Consider the following 21,202-nt stretch of genomic DNA (forward strand, 5'->3'; position numbering starts at 1 on the left):
TGCGAATGAAAGTAATATCAGCCTATTCCTCTTCCCTGCTGATCCACCGTTCCCGCATGTCTAGCATCCAGCTGGCCAGGAGCAGAAAAAGGCTTGCTGCCGCCAGGAGAATAATGCGGTTTGCCGTGAACGAGGAGCCTTCAGGCAAATATGCCGTATACAGCGTCCAGCCTCCTAGCATGTTTCCCGCACTTACCGTATCCAGTATCCAGAGGGCAAATGCAAGAACCAGACCGCCATAAAGTTTCTGGAACGAGGCGATTCCGAGTACCGTAATTGAAGCCAGCAGCATATAGGCCGGCAGCGTCTGCAGCAGAAGTTCTAGATACCCTGCCTGCCGGAATATGGCCTCGCTGTCATTCCAAGCATGCATGACGGTCAGGATTCCCGCAAATTTCATCCGGTATACGACCATCCAGCCCATACCTGCCAAGGCGGAGAGTACGAGGGCCAGCACCCACTTCCTCACAGCCATAAGACGGAGGGAGACGGGATAAGTGGCGATAACCTCCATGCCTCCCCCGCCGATTTCCCGTTCAAACAGCAGGACGGTGAGCATAATGACGATCGGGAACATCCCCATTTCCGCAAAATAAAACACCGTTTGAGGATAGTTCTCATCGCCTGTCAGGATTGCACCCCAATAGGAGAGGTAAATGAGCAGCGTCAGGAGAAAAAGCGGCTGCTTGACTATGTTCAAATCAAGCTTCACCTGGCTGCCCAGCGTCTTAAGCTCCGTTTTCATGCCCCATCACCCTCTCCCACTCCTCTTCCCAGTCTTCGTAAGAAATGGGGAGCGCTTTTGTCCCTTTTGCATCTTTGTCGTCTTTGGCATCTTTGGCATCTTTGGCATCTTTGGTATCTTTAGCGTCTTTAGCGTCTTCGGCGTCTTCGGCATCTTTGACGTCTTTAGCCTCTTTGCCCGCCTTAGCCGATTCGTCCGAATCCCCCAGCGGTATTTCCAGCCCCTGGCTATAGAAGTAATTCAAAATCTCCTTCACTTCGCGGATCTTCCCCGCATCCAGCGCCCCGCCTACCTGCGCGGCCATGCGGCCGCCCAAATTTTCGGGGTCCTTATTAGAATCCGAATGGACCAGCGAGCTAAGCATACGAATATCGGCCATCCCATTCTCTATGAACGTATGGCTTAAGCCTTCTGCTTCTCTATAATAAACGTACCATATCAAGCTGCGCAGGAGCAGCCGGACGTCCTCCCTTGTATTTTCGATCTGATAAGCGCCTTCCCTCGTGCCGAGCAGCATCTCATTCATCAACAACCCCGCATACCCCCTGTCTCCGCCGTTGACCGAAACGAGCATATACGTGCCGTTCTCAACCGTATCGTACAAAGCTTGCCCTGTCTCGAAAAAGCCTGCCTGATGAATCTTCGGTTGAAAATCCGTTACCCAGGAATCGAAATAATGATAATATCCGCTCCATTCCTTCAATATGTGCTCCGCTAACTTCCTGCTGTTCGGAGTCGTAACGATCCGGCCCGGCAAAGATGAATCGTTTACCTCGACGAAAGGTCCGCCATATAAACTGATACCATCCTTCCCAGACCCATGAAATATCTGCAGCTTCTCGCCAGCCGCCGCATAAGGCAAATCGTCATTTCCCTGTCCTTCCAGTTCTGGCAAGCTCGTAAACAGTATTGAATCGAAGCCTTTCACCGTCAGCCGGTATTCAGCATCGGAGAAGGATATGCTCTTAATCATTGACCCCAAATACAGCCTATTCGACCTGACATCTTTGACATAAACATGCTGTTTGCCGGGAAGCGGATACCAGGCGAACTCACTCGGCAGCATAACCAGCCCCCGGTGGACGAATGCGTAAAAACCGCCTCTTCCGTCATATTCCATAACTGTTCCCGAATAATGGATGTTCAGCGTTACACTGTCCGCCTGCTGTTCCGGCGTCCCGGTCCACAGCACGGTCAGCAGATCTCCCTGCTGGTTGAAGGATAAGGAACGTCCCTCGCTCTCGATATCCGAAACGGTAAAGGCCCGGTTAAGCGTCAGCGTGATGGCTTCCTTCCCTTGCAGTGCGAGTGCAGGAATGTCCAGCCGGGCCACGACGGTAAGGCCATCGTGGCTTGTTCTCTCCAGCACGAGGTCGTATTTCGCAACCTCAAAAACCTCGCTTCGCTTTCTTTCTATTAGGTTGATGTCTAAAATTGTATCGTCATTTATTTTATCGTAAAGGCTGCTATGCCTTTCCTGCCATAATAAACCGTAAGGCACAAAAGCGGTGCAAGCCAGGAGCACGGCCAGCCCAGCGGTGGCCCATAGCCGCACTCGGCGCTTGGTCGGCCGCAGCAGGTTAAGAATCGTCACTGCCGTTGTCAGCAGTAATCCCGCGAATACCGAAACGAACAATCCAGACCACTTCAGGTCATCGATACTTACCCCGTAGCCCCATAGCTCGTATCCCCGGCTCGCTTCAACGAACAGCTGGCTTAAATGAAAAATGCCCAGAACGTATAAGTTGTATCTTTCCATAATAAACAGCTGCATAAAAAACGTCCCAAACATCCAGGCGCAAAAGCCGATCAAATAGACGACGCGGTTCGGCAAACATACCGCCAGAAGCATAGCCAGCGCCAGCGTCACCATATACGAAATCTCATAAGATAAGAAAAAATAAACGCTGTACGAAAAAGTAAGCCCGGGTTCGATTATCTCCCCGTAGGAGAAAATGCTAAACAACACAGCAGCCAGCAAAGAAAATAAGGTGAAATACGCCATGGCAGCCGCATATTTCGTCATGATCCGCGTACCATACGACAGGGGCAGGCCGTTACTCCACTCATAGGCAGGGCGGCGAATGTCGCGGCGAATGGCGAGAATGCCCAGCAGCATAGTTATGCCAAGCGTAAGCGTATGAACGAGGGAATGAAAGCCGTAAGCTTCGTTAAACAGATTGTTCAGCGGTGAGACGGCTGACAAGGACCATGCGTACAGTACTCCATAGAGAACGGGCAGCCCCATCAGCCATGCATTGCGAAAAATATGATTCCATTCCAGAACAAACTGCCGCCTCCATTTCACCATGAGCGCAACGCCCCTTCCTCCTGCCTGGACCTTAACAGCGCCAAGTAACCGTCCTCTAAAGTCGGCCGGACCGTTGCCGCCGCCATCCCTGACGGCGGATCCTCGGCAATGATCCGGCAGAGCAGTCCTTCATCCGTCCGGCGCGTAGAGACAATGGACATAGGGTCAAGCTCGGCGAACAAGCGGTCCGCTACAATCCCTTCCCATACCTTGCCCTCGCCGAAGGCTTGCAAAACCGCCAAATCACCGGAAAAGCGCACGCCGCCCTGATCAAGTACGGCGACTTGACGGCAGTTGCTCTCAATGTCTGCGACGATATGCGTGGACAGAAGTACGATGCGGCCCAGGCTAAACCGCGTGAGCAGATTGCGGAAGCGCACGCGCTCCTCCGGATCCAACCCGGCGGTAGGCTCATCCACGATCAGCACCTGAGGCGAGCCGAGCAGCGCCTGGGCGATGCCAAGGCGCCTTCTCATGCCGCCGGAATACGTGCGGATGCGCTTGTTCCCCTTTTCGGTAAGATTGACCTTCTCGAGAAGCCGCGAAATCTCCGCCCTCCGCTTGCGAGAGTCACTCATCCCCTTCATTACGGCAACATAGTCCAAAAACTCGGCACCGGTCAGTTGAGGATATACTTGGAACTGCTGCGGCAAATATCCGATCATCGCCCGAATATCCTCGGCCTTTTTTAGCGAAATCCCATTAATTAGCGCATCCCCTGAGCTGGGCCGGATCAATGTCGCCAGAATGCGCATCAGTGAGGTTTTGCCGGCGCCGTTTGGTCCGAGAAGGCCGACCATCCCTTCTCTGAGCGTCAAATTGACGTCATCGAGCGCCAAATGGCCTTTCCGGTACATTTTATATAAATGATTGATCTCGATCATGCGTGAAATTCCTCATTTCATAACAATAATGTGATGGATAGCCCCGCGCGGTTGGCATCTGTTAGTGTAACGGGATAGGAGTTCAAAAAGTTCGCGCTTTCGGACGGTTTTATTTTCTCTTAGACCGATAGCGGATTTTTTGCTAGAGTTTATATAGCCGTGCAAGTTGGCTGAAGGGAGATTATAGATGCTGTATTCTGTCTTATCTACTATGCTGAAAGTCATCGTGCCGATCTCGATTCCCGTCATTTCCGGGGCACTGCTCAAAAGATTTCAGAAGCTCGATACCAGACCGCTGGTCACGCTCTACCTGTACTTCCTGAACCCAGCCCTGATCCTTGAAACGCTGGCCAATGCGGATATTTCATATCAGGACATATATCAAACACTTGGCTTCTCGCTATTGAATCTCATTCTGCTTTGGCTCGTCGCCGCCGCGGCAGGCCGGCTTCTTAAGCTTCCTGCCGACGAACAAGCGGGCCTTACCTTGGTTGCGACCTTTACGAACAGCGTAAACTACGGCCTGCCGCTCGTTCTGCTCGCCTTCGGCCAGCTCGGCCTGGATAAAGCCTCCGTTTACGTCATTGGCCAAATGATCATCGTCAATACGGTAGGCGTCTATTTGGCGGCACGCTCTAACTTTTCCATGAAGCAAGCAGTGAAATCGGTATTCACCTTGCCGTCCATATATGCTGCCGCGGCAGCTATTTTGCTCAGGGCTACCGGGGGTTCCCTGCCCTTTGGCATCGCCCAAGGCGTTACGATGGCAGCGGCGGCCTATTCGCCCGTCGTGCTCGCCATTCTCGGCGCGCAAATGGTTGGCGTAGCCGGTGTTCCAATGAATTCCGGCTCCAAGCTGGCCTTCCGGTCCGGCATCGCTATCCGGATGCTGCTGTCGCCTGCAGTGGCGCTGCTCGCCCTGTGGCTGCTGCAAATCGACGGGATACTCTTCGCCGTGTTGTTCATCCTCGCCTGCATGCCTGCGGCGGTGAACGCTGCCGCGCTGGCCGAGAAATTCGGAGCCTCGCCGCAGACCGTATCCAAATGCATTCTGTGGACGACGCTCGCCTCCTTCGTTACTTTGCCTCTCCTGATCGTACTACTGCAATAAAACATAAATACGTTGGGATGAGTTTCTTGGGAAGGTATAAGAATGCCATCTGAACACTTCTATAAGTAGCTTCTCCAAAAGACAGGCTGCGTTCGACCAGTAGTTCTTCTTGCGGTATCAGGCAGCTCTAGTTGCGAGCTGAACTTTATACTTCCAGATATTTTAAAAAGGCCAACCCGAGGTGATATGCCCCTATAGGGGAGCATACCAAACTGCGGGCTGGCCTTTGTTAATGCTGAAGGAATTTTCTGCATATGGCGCCAGCATATTCAACTTGTTGATGCTGTTAATACAAGCTTGCAACAGGCACGCCGGCCGGCAGCATATAGGGATTCTCTTTATTGATATGGTCATAGAACATAATACCGTTCAAATGATCGATCTCATGCTGCATGACGATCGCGTCAAAGCCTTTAAAGCGCAGCTTCAGCTCATTCCCGTCCCCGTCGAAGGCCTTGACCTGCACCTTCTCGTAACGGGGAACAAATCCTTGCACGCTGCGGTCGACGGACAGACAGCCCTCGCTTTCCGGCAAATAGATCATCGCTTCCGAATGGCTAATGATTTTCGGATTAAAGAGGGCATATTCCCGGGATTCACCCTGTTCATCGGTGATATATACCGCAAACATCCGTTTATTCAGGCCAATCTGGTTGGCCGATAGTCCGACGCCGGCTCGAAGCTTATATTTTTGGGACAGCTCGGGATCTTGACTGTTTTTCAAAAATTGCAGCATCGCTGCCATCTCATCCTTATCTTCTTCCGTCGGCGGTATACTTACAGGCTCGGTCACCACCCGAAGAATATCATTGCCCTCTCTCACAATATCGTCCATAGTAATCAAATAGTCTTTATTGAATTTACTCATAAATCAACAACTCATCCACCTTCATTGCCCGATTTGTGCCTATCTGAGCTTATTTGTATTTATTCCAATCCATATCGCTGTTATTCAACAAATACTCGAAATCGTTCTCCAATCGTTTCTTCTCCGCCTTGCGAGCCTCTTCAGCCTGCTTCCTGACTGCAGCCTTACGCTCCTCTTCTTCCCGCTTTAGGCTCTCTGCCTGTTGTTTCAGCTTGCTGACCGTATCCGCCCCGAGCAGGTCTTTAAGTGTCGCGGGCTTGTCGCTGGCCGAAGCCGCTGAAGGCTGCGTATTTCTTCTCTTGGCCATTCTCGGTTCACCTCAATTTCTGACTTCCTCATAGTACGTGTTTATGCCTGCCTAAAGTATCATACGGTCAAAATATTTTGTCAACAATCCTAAACTTTAGCCGGGAGTGATCATTTTCCAATTTCGTGAATCGTCTGGCCGAGCCTCGGAATAAAATCGGCTCATCCGCTTAAATAATTTTACCAAATTTGTTTAAGGTGAGAGTAAACGAGTGTAATTGTACAATATGCCCATTCATAAGCTTGGAGGAGAAAATCATGAGAAATGAACAGGAAAACAACGACCATCCTAATAATAGAGCCGAAAAACCAGCCAGCCCCCGGATCAAAGCACTGCAGAGATTAAAGGAAGAACAAATCAATATCTGGAAGCCGCTTAAAATCGAAATGGCGCAATACTGGATCGAGCATGAGAAGGTACAAACGCAGCGGAGAATGACACGGGGAGCTATTCATTTTTGTAATTTCGGGGAAAATATCGGCTGCGAGCAAAACGAAGAACGGCCTGTCATCGTCGTATCGAACAACACGGTGAACTCCACCTCCGGCAACGTCATCGTCGTCCCATTGACCAAAAACCTGAAAACGCGCACCAGCCCGAAAACCGGACAGCCGATTTTGACAAAGGAGGGCAAACCGATTCCGCGGTTCCAAAGCCACTATTTTCTGTTTAGGAGCAAATACGACTTCCTTGCTTTCGATTCCGCCGCAAAAACGGAAGAAGCTACTTCTGTCAGTAAAATCCGCTTGAAGGAGCACCTTGGAAATTTGGAAGAAGAAGATATGAACCGCCTGGAAAACAGGCTGAAATGGACGCTGGGATTTTAGCTGATATTTACTGGGTAACTGGAAGGCAATTACCGGGTACGATTGCGAGGCAAGATTACCAGGTACGCTGAAAGATTTTGAGCTAAGATTCAAAGGTACGATTGCGAGATACGATTGCGAGGCAAATTGCGGGGCATTACTCCACTACGATTACGTGGTACAATTGCGTGAGTTTTAAATTCCTTATTTATATTCCTTGTATTAAATCCACTTGTATTAAGAAACGTTATAGACCGATATTATAGAAAAATGCTGTACGAATATAAAACTCTGAACTGATATAGGATGAAAAATTGCAGAGAGGGATTGACATGCGGCAGGGAAAACGATACTATTGAAACAAGTGATTTGTCCGTTTAGTCTTATTATGTCATCCACCTCGTCGTGGATAATCTCACACGTTCTACGTGTATTGAGTCAGAAGAGGAGCCTCGGCTCCTCTTTCGTATTCCTAAGGATTTACTATCAGTTTGTTGTATCATGTGACAAATACAAGTACTGTGAAATATATTGCGTCAGGTTGTGTCATGTTATCCCTGTGATCTGCACATAATAGCATATGTCGCCCACCCGGTCGTGGGCAAATTCACCCCGCACGGAGGCTCCTTGCGGGGTTTATCTTGTTCTTATGTGTATTATTTAACCAGTTGGGCGGCATTTTAACCAAACGATTGCTCCAGGCCGGCCAGAAAGATCCGCAAATTGAAATCCAGGCTTTCCTCTACGGACAGCGGCAGGCCGAAGCCTCCGAGTTTCTTCAGTGCGGCGAAGCCATGGATTAGGCTCCGCAGCCCGCGAACCGCATGCAGGGCTTCCTGCTGTGGAAGTCCGTAAGGCTTTAGAAGCTGCAGAACCAGATCGACAACACGTTCCTTAGCCTTTCCAATCTCCTCCCCGCTCATCTCTTGGGGCACAAGCTGGGCGCTCTCATACAGCCCTGGACGCTCGCGGGCAAAACGGATATAGGCATGTGCAAATTGTTCGATTCCTTCCCTCCCATCGAGCCCTTCCACAGCTTCGCTGATTTTGTTGTAAAGCTGCTCCAGCGCATACAGGGCTAGCAGCGCTTTTAGCTCCTCCAGCCCGCGGATATGGTTGTACAACGATGGAGAACGCACGCCAAGGGAGGCAGCAACCGAAGCTAACGTTACGGCCTGAACTCCCTGCTGGTCGGCGATGTCCACTGCGGCCATCAATACGACATTTGCATCAAGACCTGGCCTTGGGGGCATGGCGATCCCTCCTCATAAAATATGTTATTCACGTTCCAGCCAGCGTCTGGCTGCCGCTATCGCTGCTTGCATCTTCCCAGCTGGATCTTTCAGCATCTCTCCGTGCCCTGCGGCAAGCAGGGTCGGCCGATGCTCGGCCAGCCTGACCGCGCTTGCGAGCGCCGCCTCTTTATTCCATGTTGCCAGCGCCGGGAAAGGGAAGCGGAGGCGAAGATGCCCCGTCACGGTAAGCCCCCCGCGCGTATGGAAGGCATCACCGACGAGAAGCGATCCCGTTCGCTTGTCGAGCAGCGAGATAGAGCCCGGCGTGTGCCCAGGTGCGGCGATGACAAGCAGGGAGCCGATGCTGTCTCCTTCGCGGACGAGATGATCCGCCCGGGACTTGACGGATTTGGGTACCCCGCCACGGATCGGCATCTGCGGCTCGCCAGGTTGGAGGCTCCGGTCGCCGGCAAGCAGCAGCGCATCACGCTCGGATATATAAACCTCTGCTTCTGGAAAGCTCGCCTTCAATTTATCCAAAGCCCCTACATGGTCATCATGGGCATGGGTCAATACGATCCGGGCCAGCGGTTTGCCGCTATCCTTGACCGCCTGCATAATTCCAGCCGCACTGTAGGGAAGAGCAGCATCGACTAAAGTGAGGCCCTCCTCCTCCTCCTCGACCAAGTAGCAATTTACCGGAAATAGTCTAGGCATAAACGTCAGTTGCGACAAATATTCATCGTGCTTTATGATTCTCATCTGCGCACGCTCCTCTTCATAAACTAATGTCATTAGTTTTATTTTAACTAATGCCATTAGTTTTGCAAGAGTTATTTTTTATAGTTAGCGGAAACTGGGTTTTCCTGCCTGGTCTCCGCTTGAGTTAATCCCCTGCCCGGCCAGAAAGAAATGCGGCCCAACACCATCGTGATGGACGGTACGAGGAAAGGCCGGACGATGAACGTATCGAGCAGGATGCCGATCGCCGAAATGATGCCGAATTGAACGAGCGCCTGAATCGGCAGCGTGGCCAGCACGGCAAACGTTCCGGCCAAAATTAGCCCGGCAGAGGTGATGACGCCGCCCGTTTCGGTAACTCCGTCGCGAATCGCCAGCCTCAGGGGCATCGTTCTACTCTTCCTCCAGATGCTGGAGATCAGGAATATGTTGTAATCCTCGCCCAGCGCAACGAGAAATGCGAACGCATAGAGCGGAATAAGCCCTTGAATCGCCACGGTGCCCATCAGATTATGAATTACGAGCCAGCCGAGGCCCAGCGCCGAGAAATAAGACAGCACGACAGTCAGAACGAGATACAGCATCGCTACTACGGATCGCAAATAGAGCAGCAGCAGCAAGGCAATGAGTCCGATAACGATCGGGATAATGACGGCCGTATCCCGCTCGTTCGTCAGCTCCGTGTCGTACTGGGTCGCCGTCTGCCCCGAGATCCACACATGCTCGCCGGGCGCCGGAATGCCGACTGTCTTAAGCATCAGTTCCGCCGTCTCCCGCAACTCCGGAAGGAGCGCCATCGCTTCGTTCGAATACGGGTTGAGATTCAGCTCGATATCTACCGCCCGAATAGCTGGATTGCCGCTCCCCTGCACCATATCAGACACCTTGCTCACATAAGAAAGAGCGGAGAAGGTCTCCTTGAGAGGCACCTCCTTCCCTTCCGTATCAACCATAAGCTTAATCGGGGCCAGTTCGCCTGGGGTAAACTTGTCGCCAATAACGGCAAAGCCTTCCCGTGAAGGGCTGCTCTCGGGAAACGTCGACAATAAGTCCACGGTATATTCGATCCGGGTGGAATTCAGTGCGCATGCTCCCAGAAAAATGACCGTAATCGCTATGATCAGCCATGGACGCCGCGTTACGGCCCGGCCGATCCAGCCTCCCTGCGGCTTGGCTCCTCCCGAAACAGAGTCCGGAACAGGTTTGCCCTTCTTCCGCGCTCTTTCGGCAATCATTTCCGGCGTGCGCGGCACGAACGGATAGAAAGAGCCGCGTCCGAGAATGGCCAGCAGCGCAGGAACGAGCGTCAGACTGGCCGCGCCCATAATCAGGATCGATAAGCTAAACGGCACTGCAAACCGGTGAACCGCGCCGTATTGGGCAAACAAAAGCACGAGCAAGGCAATGACAACGGTGAAGCCGCTCATCGCGACCGCTCCGGCGGAGTCCTTGAATGCACGGACAAGCGCCTTTGTCTTATTGCTTTCTTCCCCGAGAATTTGCCGGAATCGCGAAATGAGGAACAAGCAATAATCCGTTCCGGCGCCGAACAACAGCACGGTCATGATGGAAATGCCCTGCGAATCGACGGTGATCCAGCCCATGTCGGCCATTTTGCCGAGAATTGGACTGGCCGCACCATAGGCAAAGCCTACCCCGATCAAAGGGATCATCGCCAGGATCGGCGATCTGTAAATGAGCAGCAGCAGCACGAGGACAAGCAGCACCGTGGCAATAAGCAGCGATACGTCCGCGCTGGAGAACAGTCCGACCGCATCAATGGAAATGCCCGCCGGACCGGACACCCGCGCAGCTAGACCTTCTCCATCGCCAATGCTTACCGCGAACGGATCGGCGCCAAATATCTCCTTCGACCGCTCCCGGATTTTCTCCATGCCTGCTTCAAGAATGCCCGCATCCGTTTCTTTACTGAAGAACAGCGGCAGCACGAATGCCGTTCCATCCTCGGAGGCCAGCTTCTGCAGCACGGGCGGCGGCATTTGGTGGAAAGGCGGCACCGCCTCCTGCCCTGCAAGCGGATTGTCCGACAGCCAAGCCGCAAGCTGCTGCAAGCTGCCGAAATCCTGCTCGGTCAACCCGCTGTTCCTCTGCCAAACGAGCAATGCCGGTATCCCGGAATCGCTCGGGAATTCCTGCTCGGCCAGCTGCTGCGCTTGGACCGAGGGCATCGACGCCCCCAGATTAGCCGCAGTATTGTCTACCTTCTCGTTAACGCCCGGCCAAATCACATTCAAGGCCCCTACGAGGACGATCCAGGCCACCAAAGTAAACCATTTCGTTTTGCTTCCCGCAAACCAGCGGCCAAGCTGCTCCAGTAAATGTTCCATCGCTTCTCTCCTCTTCATATTCTCAAATTTGAGTCTGCGTGATACAAATCATATGAGTAATTATATATACCGGATGGTTAATTATCAATCGCCTATTTATGTTTGCTGTACGCCGAGGCAAAGATGATTATTGGAGTGGTCTTTTATGATATAATGATTCGTCAGTCTGTTATGGTATAATATTTCGTCAGTAAAGTAATTTGAGGTGACCTTGATGAAAGCTCCGAACAAGAAGCCCTTGGGGAGGCCTCCCGGTCAACAGGATGGACCGCCCACTTCCCAGCACATACTCACGACTGCCTCCAGGCTATTTATGGAAAATGGCTTCGAATCTGTCTCCATGAATATGGTAGCGCAGCATTCAGGCGTAACGAAAGCTTCTGTTTATTATTACTTTCCGACCAAGAACGAACTGTTCGTCGCCTGTATGGCCGCCGTCCTCGACAATGTAAAACAGCGCATCGAAACTGCGCTGGCCCAGCCAGGCTCTTTTCAAGAGCGGCTAGTGCTCATTGCCCAAAATTATTTGCAGGTACCTCAGGTTCACATGGACGGCATGGTGGAGAAGGTAAAGCAGCATTTAAGCGAGGAGCAGCATGAGCAGTTGAATCAGCACGAGAACGCGTTATACGAGACGCTGGAAAAAGGCTTCGCCGCTGCCGCCAGCCGGGGCGAGATTCATTGCGAGGAGCCTTTTCTAACGGCGCACCTGTACGTATCGATGCTAAGGGTCGGCGAGCGGCGGTATTCAAATAATGAGACGTTATTCGAATCGAATGAACAAGCTGCAGCTAAAATCGTAGCCTTTCTATGGAGAGGCATTCATAAATAATTACATGCAAAGGAATGAAAGTCATGGCCTTCGGGATTAACCGGGAGGAGCTGAACGTCTGGAAGCAGCGAGCCTCGCAAGGAGAAATTGCATACTTGACGCATTACTGGCTGGATCCGCGCTTTCCGGGCATCACGACCGTCACCAAAGTCGGATGCAATGATTTGGAGCGATTGGCGGCATGGTGCGAGGATAACGGGCTGAACCCGAAATATATTCATCGCCGGGACGCTTATCCCCATTTCGATCTGATCGGGCCGAAGCAGGTGGAAATTCTGACCAGGGAAGGGCTGTATGATCAGCTTGAAAGATTCCGTCTCCTATAAAAATACTAAAGGCAGGCCGCATTCATGTTATGCAGACTGCCTTTTTTCTGAACATTAGCCTTGTTCTCCGGGTACGAATAATCCAACCCGGTCAACGAGCTCCGAACTTTCCCTGTTTAATCCCACAAGCTGTACTTTCTTACCTTGCTCGTTGTATTTCGCAATGACTTTGGAAATGGCCTGAACGGCTGAATGATCCCACACGTGAGATCCCGTGAAATCAATAACGATTTGCTTCGGATCATCCGATACGACAAATTCATTCAGGAAGCCTGATACCGTACCGAAGAACATTTGGCCTTTTACCGTATATTGCTTGTAATCAGCCTGCTCTTCCGAAGTAATCCGAATCTTGGCCATCCTCCAGGCAAACATAAGTGCACTGAGCAAAACGCCGATGCCGACGCCAATGGAAAGATTGTTCGTAGCTACGACGGCCGCGACGGTAACCACCATCACGAAGCCTTCCGAGTATGGGATTTTCCGACGCATTGACCTTAAATAACCCCAATCGAACGTGCCTAAGCACACCATGAACATTACGCCGACCAGGGCCGCCATAGGGATCGCTTTGACGACATCGCCAAGCACGATGATGAGGAACAACAGGCCAACACCCGACACCAGTGTAGACAAACGGGTTCGTCCGCCGGATTTAACGTTGATCATCGACTGGCCAATCATAGCACAGCCTGCCATCCCGCCGAAAAAGCCCGTAACGATGTTGGCCAGTCCCTGCCCTTTCATCTCGCGGTTTTTATCGCTTGGTGTATCGGTGATCTCATCGATTAAAGTCGCCGTCATCAGTGACTCGAGCAGCCCAACTATGGCCAACGATAAAGATACCGGAAATATAACCTTAAACATGTCCCACGACAAGCCTACCTCTGGAAGATGGAATACCGGCAAAGCGCTCGTGATCGTGCCCATGTCTCCCACCGTCTTAACGTTCAGGCCGAGAAGCATAGTAATGATGGATACGATAATAATAGCTGCCAAGGCCGAAGGAAACGCCTTTGTCATCCTGGGAAAGACGTAAATAATTACTAAAGTCAGTACAACCAGGGCATACATCACCCAGCCTTCACCCGCAAAATAATGAAGCTGGGCCATGAAGATCAGGATCGCCAGCGCATTTACGAATCCTACCATGACGGAATGCGGCAAAAAGGTAATTAATTTCCCGAGCCGCAGCACGCCGAGAATCATTTGAATGACGCCAGCGAGAATCGTCGCTGCAAAGAGATATTCGATGCCATAGTCGCGGACGAGGCCACCCATCAGCAGCGCCATTGCCCCCGTAGCTGCCGAGATCATTCCCGGCCTTCCTCCCGTAAAAGCGATCACTACAGCGATGAAAAAAGAAGCATAAAGCCCCACCATCGGGCTCACCCCAGCCAATAACGAGAAGGCGATTGCCTCAGGTATTAAGGCAAAAGCAACCGTCAGGCCGGACAGCAGGTCAGCACGTATGTTCGAGAACCAAGCCGCACGAATATTTGATGTTTTAAACAAATGATGTAATCCTCCTGTATACTTTAAATTTGGGTCCGGTGCAATGCTCACGAACTCGATTATATTAAATTTAAGCATTCTTTCTCAACTGGACAAGGTTTGCCTTAAACGCTAACAAGTGATGAAATCTTGTTATTTCTGCATCATACAGCGATTTGCTCTCTTTTTTGGCCCTCCTTAAAAAAAAGCACCCTGCATCGTACATGCAAGGCGCATTCCATTCATACGGGTATAGCTGTATTTTGCACACGGTTATCCGAAATACTTTGCAATCATTTCCGCGATGGCCGTGCTCTTGATCGGCTTGCTTATATAATCATCCATCCCTGCATTCAGACAGTTTTCTCTGTCGCCCTTCAATGCGTTAGCGGTGACGGCGATAATAATCGGCCATTTATCCGCCGGTACTGTCTCCTTAATGACCCGCGTGGCGTCAAGCCCGTTAAGCTCAGGCATATGAACATCCATGAAAATGAGGTCAAACGGTTCATAAGCGATTTTCTGAATGACCTCTATACCGTTCGAAACGATTGTAATCTGATGGCCGAGCCGCTCCAGCATTTTTTTCAACACGATCTGGTTAATTTCATTATCTTCGGCTACGAGAATATTGAGCGCTGGGCCATGCATTCTGTCCAGGAAACTCAATTCAGCACCTTGACCGGCAGCAAAATTTTTCGCCGGCTCCCGCAGAGCGATATGGAAGGCAAAGACAGCCCCCTGCCCTTCCGCAGGCTGGATCCAAATGTCCCCATCCATCAGCCCGATCAGCCGCTTTGTAATCGCCAGCCCCAATCCCGTGCCTTCATAATTGCGCGTCATGAAATGGTCGAGCTGGGAGAACGGTTCGAACAGATGCGATATTTTATCCTTGGGAATGCCGATTCCGGTATCTTTGACGACAATCTTCAATCTGACACAGCCTTCCTTCCTCTCCGCCAGATCAACCGTTATCGACACCCCGCCGTTAAAAGTAAATTTCACTGCATTGCCGACCAAATTGAGAAAAATCTGCTTCAGGCGATCCGGGTCCCCGATCAACGCTTCTGGAATTTCGGGATGGACGTTGTATTCCATCGTCAGCCCCTTCTCCCTGGCCTTTGGCGTAAGCACGTCCAGCGTCTCGGAGATGCATTTGCGAATATCGAACGTTTCCTTATGCAATACGCTCTTCCCGGATTCGATCTTGGCAAAATCAAGAATATCGTTAATGATGCTTAACAGCGTATCGCCGCTTTTACGAATAATATCCAAGTACTCCCTCTGGGTATCGTCCAGTTCCGTTGCTTCAAGCAGCAGATCGGTCATGCCAATGACCCCGTTCATCGGCGTGCGGATTTCATGGCTCATCATAGCCAGAAACTCGCTTTTGGCCTTGTTCGTGCTTTCCGCCGCTTCCTTGGCTATGAGCAGCCTTTTTTGCTCGGTAATATCCTTAGCAATAATATAGAAGCCTACGTTCTCGCTATTGACAATGATCGGCGCAATCGTCGTAAGCACCTCTACCGTCTCGCCGTGCTTATTATGGAGCTTATCGATCAGTTTCTCGATGCTCGGATCATTAATGGACTCCTTCAGAATACGCTTTACGTATTTCTCGCCGATAAAGCGCGAAAAGCTCTTGCCGGCCATTTCTTCGATCGCATAGCCTGTCATCTTCACCGCCATGTCGTTGGCATTAATAATGTTCCCCTCCAAATCAAGGGAGAACACGGCGTCATGATTGTATTTTTTCAATGAAGTATAGCGTTCAACGGTTTCCTGGATTTTGCGTTCAATGTTTTTGCGTTCCGTAATGTCCTGTACGGTTCCGTTCATTTTGATAGCTCTGCCATGGTCGTCATAGGAGACGATCCCTTTTAAGCAATAATAGCCTACAGTGCCATCCTCGTACTTATATTGAAATTCAAAATCGAGCTTGCCTTTTTCAAGCGCTTGGCCGACCGCCTCTATAAATCGCTCCCGCTCGTTGTTCGGCATAAAGCCGACTAGTTCGGAGGAGGTGATGATGGAACCCTTCTTGATGTTAAACATTTCGTATACGCAATCGAACAGAACGATTTGATCCTGCTCAACAACCCATTCCCAACTGCCAATGAGCGCAGTTCGCATCGTCTCCGTTAAAACCATCCGTTCATATTTCCATTTCGAAATGTCACGGCCTATAGCCAAAATAAGTGGTGGTTTATCCAGTCCTTCATCGATCTGGGTAATGTTAAATTCGAACCAGATGTACTTGCCGTCCTTATGTCTAAGCCGCAGTTCGATCATTCCCCCGCCGCGAATAATATCCCGTCTAGTCGGCAGAGCCCGGTCAGCCGGATGGCAAAGGCCGCGGTAGTTTTCGCCTAACAATTCCCCAGGAGCATATCCGAGAGACGGCTCGACTGACGGTGATACATACTCGCAGATCCCTTCTTCATTGCAGCAAAATACGATGTCCCCCGCACGATGAACGATCTGTCTATAAAACTGGCCCGTGTTGAATTCCGGCCTTAAGCCAGCTTGGCTTAGCTCCACTTCCCTATTGCAATCGCATTCATCTCTGTTTGAAATCTCCTGCCGGCTCTCGCGAATGGATTGCTGTCCCTCTTCTTTGATGCCCATATTTCTGCCTCCATCAAGTAGGATGTTATAACATCAAATGAATTCATGATTGATTATGAATACTGAATACAGATCAGTTGCAATAGACTTGTTTCATAACTAAATAACAAACCATGTATTAAAAGTCAATTAGGATCGTTTTATACAAAAAAATAATTATAGTTAAATTTTCTCTTTTCAAGAAAGAATGAATTATTGTTGCTAGGGTGCTTTTTGCGCCCTGATACAGAGAAACCATATAAGGATCCGCTGGCGCTCTCCTTGATTTACGTCGTCGAGTTTCGCTTCCATCTTCCTTGATACACTAGTTCTACGCTTTCTGCATCCGGTTATTTTTATCAACCAATAAATCAACCAATATAGGAGCACACATGATAGATGCATAGATATAGGTGCATAGAATAGGTGCATAGAGCGACGAATTTCAGCGGTTTTCAGCGGTTAGATAAATTAGATGGATTTCATGGATTTAATTCTAGTCCGTAAAGGCGAAATCGCAGATTAACTGCTAATCGTGTATCTAATACGCGCTTCTTCGCTTTGCTAACCTAAAAACTTCATTCTAATTACAAGGAATCCAGTTAAATTGTACCTCTGGCGAGCACTGCAGGATTTAAATACACCAAATACACTTTTTCATATGTACGACGCTGAATTGAGCCATACACTTTTTCATATGTACGACGACGAATTGAGTCGCGCTCATCTGCGCATAAACCTTATTACCCTAAAAGTCCGGAACTTTATACGATACGAGAAAATAAAAAAGAGTCCGGCAGCAGATTATCTGCTCCGGGCTCTTTATGATCGTTGTTTAACATTAAAGACGTTGTTGAATTAACGCTTATTGAAAATATCCGTCAATACCGGTACGATTTGCGATTTGCGGGATACTACGCCCTTCAGTACCGCTTTGTTATCGACAAGCTTAACGCCGTAAGCTTCTTCGACCGCTGCTGTGTCTTTGCCTACTGCCAGACCGACGGAGTCGTTGTTCAGAATATCCGTTACGACGAACAGGAACAGATCGAGTCCCTTCTTCTCCACGATGCCTGCCAGCGCCGCTTCCAGCTCCGATTGGCGGGACAGTACGTCATTCACGTCAACCGCGTTGACCTGAGCGATTTCTACCTTGGAGCCGCCCATATCAAATTCCTTTGCATCGAGGGAAACCAGATCCTCAATCGTTTTGTCGCTTAGGTCCGCTCCCGCTTTAAGCATGTCCAGGCCGTACTCTTCCGCATTCACCCCGGCAATCCCAGCCAGCTCGCGAGCGGCTGCGACGTCCTGTTCGGTGCAGGTTGGGGATTTGAACAGCAAAGAATCGGAAATAATCGCCGACAGCATCAAGCCTGCGATGTTCGCCGGAACCTCGATGCCGTTCTCCTTATACATTTTGTTCAAAATCGTTGCTGTACAGCCGACAGGCTCCGCACGGTAATACAGCGGCCCGCTTGTCTCAAAATTGGCAATTCTGTGGTGGTCGATAACCTCTGCCACCCGTACTTGCTCGATATCCGAAACGCTCTGCTGGCGTTCGTTGTGGTCAACGAGAATAACATCCTTCACTTCGCCCGCTACGCTTTCCACTATGCGAGGTGCCTTGAACCCGAAACGCTCTAAAGCGAATCCCGTCTCCCCGTTCACGCTGCCAAGAGCGACGGCTTCGACATTCCAGCCTAGCTTGGATTTCAAATCTGCATAAGCAATGGCAGAGCAAATTGTATCCGTATCCGGATTTTTGTGGCCGAAAATCAATACTTTGTCCATCTCAATACTCTCCTTTTACTCATTAACTTAGAAAAGTATATCCTACAAGGCCTCGGACAATCAAGATGATAGAGTCCCAGATTCAAATATTTTACATAGATTAGGATCATATCTGTAAATATGGCGGAACGGAATTAAGAAAGAACTCAGATTTTTTTCAGCTTGTTTTCAGTAATGTTCTCTATAATAGAGGCAATTAAATAAAGGCAATTAACAGAGACAACCATAAAGACATATCATTCGGAAATAGAAAATTAAACCGCCAGTCGCTACTAGAGGAGGCTTCAACCAATGAGTCACATAAAAGGCATAAAAATTTTGCTCGTCGACGATGAGCCCCATATCGTTCAATTTCTGGAGCTCGGGCTGATCAATGAAGGATACGAAGTGCAGAGCACGCACGATGGTCTTAGCGCCGTTAATCTGGCCGCGGAATTCCAGCCGCATATCGTCGTACTGGACGTGATGATGCCCGGTATGAACGGATGGGAGGTGTGCCGAATGCTGAAAAAAAACGGCTTGTCTGCCTCCATCATCATGCTGACTGCGAAAGATGAAGTGGAGGACCGGGTCAAGGGGCTGACGATCGGGGCTGACGACTACATCGTAAAGCCGTTCAGCTTCGAAGAACTGCTTGCCCGCATCGGCGCACGCCTGCGCAACCAGTTCCCGGCGCTGATCGGTGAAGTGGCGCTCGGCCCATTTCGAGTCAATGACAAGAAGAAGGAAATCATCTTCCAGGGACAAGTGCTGGAGCTATCGCCTACAGAGTACGAATTGCTTAAATATCTCGTACTTAATCATGGCATCGTGCTTAGCAAGACGACAATTCTGGATAAAGTATGGGGCTACGACTTCGGAGGCGAAGAGAACATCGTCGAGGTGTATATCCGGTCTCTGCGGGATAAATTGAACGACAAAGAGCATCGCCTCATCCGGACGCTGCGCGGAGCCGGGTACAGGGTCGATATATGAGTAGACTTATGGGCAGGCTTATGAGCAGGCTGAAGCTGCTTCAAAGCCTTCGCAGCCGCATTCGGAACACGGCAGCCCCTCGTTCTCTCCGAATCCAGCTGCTGTCCCGTTCCTTGCTCGTGCTGGCAGTGCTGTTGCTGCTGATCGGTGTGCTGCAATACGTCATCATGAATGATTTTCTATACCGGAACCAGGCGAAAACGATGACTTCCCAATTGCTGGGGCTTCCGAAGGATCTCTTCGGCATCCCTGGCTTCGTTCCCGAGCACTGGAACATTCGCGCGCCAGCGCTAAGCGGGGAGTCCCCCCCTGCCGATCCTGCTAGCTCTGCAGGTTCTGCTAACTTTTCCGGTCCTGCTAGCTCTGCAGGTTCTGCTAACTTTTCCGGTCCTGCTAGCTCTGCTGATCCTGCTAGCTCTACCGGTCCTGCTGGTTCTGCAAGTTCAGCTAGCTCTGCCGATCCTGCTAGCTCTGCTGGTCCCGCTACGGCAAGAGACAATCCAAATAATCCGAGCAATCGGCCGGTGCTATTTCTCCCTGACATGTCGATCGCCTATATATCGGCAAGCGGCGAGTTCACCGACTTCACCGGAGCTGAGGGAATGGTATCGCCGCAATTGTCCGCCGAGAAATATGCCGCTATTCAGAAGCAATTCGAGCATAGAGTGCATGACGGCTATGAGGTGGTGCAGGATAAGACCGGCCGGGAGCAGCTCGTCGTCTTCCGCCCGGCCAGAGGGCCCGAAGCCCAACACGGGCTGATCCAGATCGGCAAGGACACTGCCCCGCTGCGGAGCATCATTCTGCGCCAGCTGCTGACATTCGCTGGTCTGTCTGCGCTGGCCCTGGCCTGCGGCCTGATGCTCTACCTTCCCCTGCTGCGGCGTACGCTGCATCCGCTGAATCGCATGGTTCGCACCGTCGAGGACATCAATGCCGGCAACCTGAGCATCCGCTTCCCTTCCAGGCAGGGACAGATGGAGATCGACGCCCTCGCCGAGTCGTTCAACGGAATGCTCGAACGGCTCGAGGTGTCCTTCGAAGGCGAGCGGGAAGCGAAAGAGCAAATGCGCCGTTTCATCGCGGATGCCTCGCATGAGCTGCGGACGCCGCTCACCTCCATCCACGGATTTCTGGAGGTGCTGCTGCGCGGTGCCGCAGCGAATCCGGAGCAATTGCAGGCCTCCTTAAACAGCATGCTGGGCGAATCCACGCGCATGAAGAAGCTCGTCGAGGATTTGCTGCTGCTCGCCAAGCTGGACCGCCAACCCGTGCTGGAGCTGCGGGAAACGCGGCTGGATGCCCTTATTTCCGAGATGGAGCCTCATTTGCGGATGCTCGCCAAGCAGCGGGCGGTCCGTTTCGCCCTGACGGGAGGGGTTACGGGTATGTATGATGACAATGCGATCAAACAGGTCATCCTCAACCTGTTCAGCAACGCGGTGCAGCATACCGATCCCGAGCAAGGCCTTATTACTGTAACGCTAACTGCATCGCGTACGAAGGCCATGCTGTTGATTCGCGACAACGGCTGCGGCATCCCGCCGGAGCACTTGCCCCACGTATTCGATCGCTTCTACCGCAGCGACTCCTCGCGGACGCGAAGCCATGGAGGCGCAGGGCTCGGCCTCTCCATCACCCGGTCCATCGTTGAAGCGCATGGCGGCGTTATTCAAGTATCCAGTTCGCCAGACGATGGCGCCACTTTTGAGGTGCAATTACCGCTGAACACGTACGGCAAACAAAGTAAATAAACAGAAACAGCAAAAGGCCCGGGCAGCCGCGCTTCATAAAGCGTCCTGTCCCGAGCCTTTGTTTCGT

At 51.1% G+C, this 21,202-nt stretch carries 17 protein-coding genes; 6 read left to right on the forward strand and 11 right to left on the reverse strand.

Annotated elements, in window-relative coordinates; genetic code table 11:
• Positions 1–22: 22 nt before the first annotated feature.
• The 3 genes from G358_RS0112660 to G358_RS0112670 are packed head-to-tail and all read right to left on the reverse strand — an operon-like array spanning position 23 to position 3,940.
• Positions 23–745 carry a hypothetical protein gene (locus G358_RS0112660; protein WP_019637599.1) on the reverse strand — a complete coding sequence of 241 codons (723 nt, stop codon included), beginning with the start codon at positions 743–745 and terminating at the stop codon, positions 23–25.
• Positions 729–3,056, reverse strand: coding sequence for an ABC transporter permease (locus G358_RS30070; protein ID WP_019637600.1), 2,328 nt, complete (start codon positions 3,054–3,056; stop codon positions 729–731). The genes G358_RS0112660 and G358_RS30070 overlap by 17 nt, the downstream gene beginning before the upstream one ends.
• Positions 3,050–3,940 (reverse strand): ABC transporter ATP-binding protein, encoded by an 891-nt coding sequence (locus tag G358_RS0112670; protein ID WP_019637601.1) that lies wholly within the window; start codon positions 3,938–3,940, stop codon positions 3,050–3,052. Before G358_RS0112670 ends, G358_RS30070 begins: the two co-directional genes overlap by 7 nt.
• A gap of 187 nt (positions 3,941–4,127) precedes the next feature.
• On the opposite strand from G358_RS0112670, the gene G358_RS0112675 reads away from it, so the two are divergent.
• Positions 4,128–5,051 (forward strand): AEC family transporter, encoded by a 924-nt coding sequence (locus tag G358_RS0112675; RefSeq protein ID WP_019637602.1) that lies wholly within the window; start codon positions 4,128–4,130, stop codon positions 5,049–5,051.
• 286 nt (positions 5,052–5,337) lie between these two features.
• Here G358_RS0112675 and def read toward each other — a convergent pair whose 3' ends face one another.
• Together def and G358_RS0112685 are read right to left on the reverse strand one after the other, a co-directional pair.
• Positions 5,338–5,919: a peptide deformylase gene (gene def, locus G358_RS0112680; protein ID WP_019637603.1), complete on the reverse strand. Its 582-nt coding sequence runs from the start codon at positions 5,917–5,919 to the stop codon at positions 5,338–5,340.
• Positions 5,920–5,968: 49 nt separating this feature from the next.
• A complete protein-coding gene (locus tag G358_RS0112685; protein ID WP_019637604.1) occupies positions 5,969–6,226 on the reverse strand; it encodes a YqkE family protein in 258 nt (85 codons plus the stop codon).
• 257 nt (positions 6,227–6,483) lie between these two features.
• On the opposite strand from G358_RS0112685, the gene G358_RS0112690 reads away from it, so the two are divergent.
• A complete protein-coding gene (locus G358_RS0112690) occupies positions 6,484–7,053 on the forward strand; it encodes a type II toxin-antitoxin system PemK/MazF family toxin (protein WP_019637605.1) in 570 nt (189 codons plus the stop codon).
• Between the two features lie 659 nt (positions 7,054–7,712).
• On the opposite strand, the gene G358_RS0112695 is transcribed toward G358_RS0112690, so the two are convergent.
• From G358_RS0112695 to G358_RS0112705, 3 genes are all read right to left on the reverse strand, one after another.
• Positions 7,713–8,285, reverse strand: a complete 573-nt coding sequence (locus G358_RS0112695; protein WP_019637606.1) for a TetR/AcrR family transcriptional regulator — start codon at positions 8,283–8,285, stop codon at positions 7,713–7,715.
• A gap of 24 nt (positions 8,286–8,309) precedes the next feature.
• Positions 8,310–9,029 (reverse strand): MBL fold metallo-hydrolase, encoded by a 720-nt coding sequence (locus G358_RS0112700; protein ID WP_019637607.1) that lies wholly within the window; start codon positions 9,027–9,029, stop codon positions 8,310–8,312.
• Positions 9,030–9,100: 71 nt separating this feature from the next.
• Positions 9,101–11,356, reverse strand: coding sequence for an MMPL family transporter (locus G358_RS0112705; protein WP_019637608.1), 2,256 nt, complete (start codon positions 11,354–11,356; stop codon positions 9,101–9,103).
• A 214-nt stretch (positions 11,357–11,570) separates the two neighbouring features.
• Between G358_RS0112705 and G358_RS0112710 the strand changes: the two genes are divergently transcribed.
• Both G358_RS0112710 and G358_RS0112715 read left to right on the forward strand, forming a co-directional pair.
• A complete protein-coding gene (locus G358_RS0112710; protein WP_019637609.1) occupies positions 11,571–12,188 on the forward strand; it encodes a TetR/AcrR family transcriptional regulator in 618 nt (205 codons plus the stop codon).
• A 23-nt stretch (positions 12,189–12,211) separates the two neighbouring features.
• Positions 12,212–12,514: a hypothetical protein gene (locus G358_RS0112715; protein WP_019637610.1), complete on the forward strand. Its 303-nt coding sequence runs from the start codon at positions 12,212–12,214 to the stop codon at positions 12,512–12,514.
• A 54-nt stretch (positions 12,515–12,568) separates the two neighbouring features.
• On the opposite strand, the gene G358_RS0112720 is transcribed toward G358_RS0112715, so the two are convergent.
• From G358_RS0112720 to G358_RS0112730, 3 genes are all read right to left on the reverse strand, one after another.
• Entirely contained in the window at positions 12,569–14,029 is a 1,461-nt protein-coding gene (locus G358_RS0112720; protein WP_019637611.1) for a SulP family inorganic anion transporter, read from the reverse strand.
• Positions 14,030–14,281: 252 nt separating this feature from the next.
• Positions 14,282–16,636 carry a PAS domain S-box protein gene (locus tag G358_RS30075; protein ID WP_019637612.1) on the reverse strand — a complete coding sequence of 785 codons (2,355 nt, stop codon included), beginning with the start codon at positions 16,634–16,636 and terminating at the stop codon, positions 14,282–14,284.
• Between the two features lie 837 nt (positions 16,637–17,473).
• Complete coding sequence (locus tag G358_RS0112730) at positions 17,474–18,406, reverse strand: manganese-dependent inorganic pyrophosphatase (RefSeq protein ID WP_019637614.1); 933 nt, start codon at positions 18,404–18,406, stop codon at positions 17,474–17,476.
• Positions 18,407–18,697: 291 nt separating this feature from the next.
• Here G358_RS0112730 and G358_RS0112735 point away from each other — a divergent pair, with 291 nt between their 5' ends.
• Positions 18,698–19,381, forward strand: coding sequence for a response regulator transcription factor (locus tag G358_RS0112735; RefSeq protein WP_019637615.1), 684 nt, complete (start codon positions 18,698–18,700; stop codon positions 19,379–19,381).
• Complete coding sequence (locus G358_RS0112740; RefSeq protein ID WP_420836058.1) at positions 19,378–21,135, forward strand: sensor histidine kinase; 1,758 nt, start codon at positions 19,378–19,380, stop codon at positions 21,133–21,135. The genes G358_RS0112735 and G358_RS0112740 overlap by 4 nt, the downstream gene beginning before the upstream one ends.
• Positions 21,136–21,202: the final 67 nt, after the last annotated feature.

Source organism: Paenibacillus fonticola DSM 21315, from assembly GCF_000381905.1.
In the GTDB taxonomy this organism is placed as follows: domain Bacteria; phylum Bacillota; class Bacilli; order Paenibacillales; family Paenibacillaceae; genus Fontibacillus; species Fontibacillus fonticola.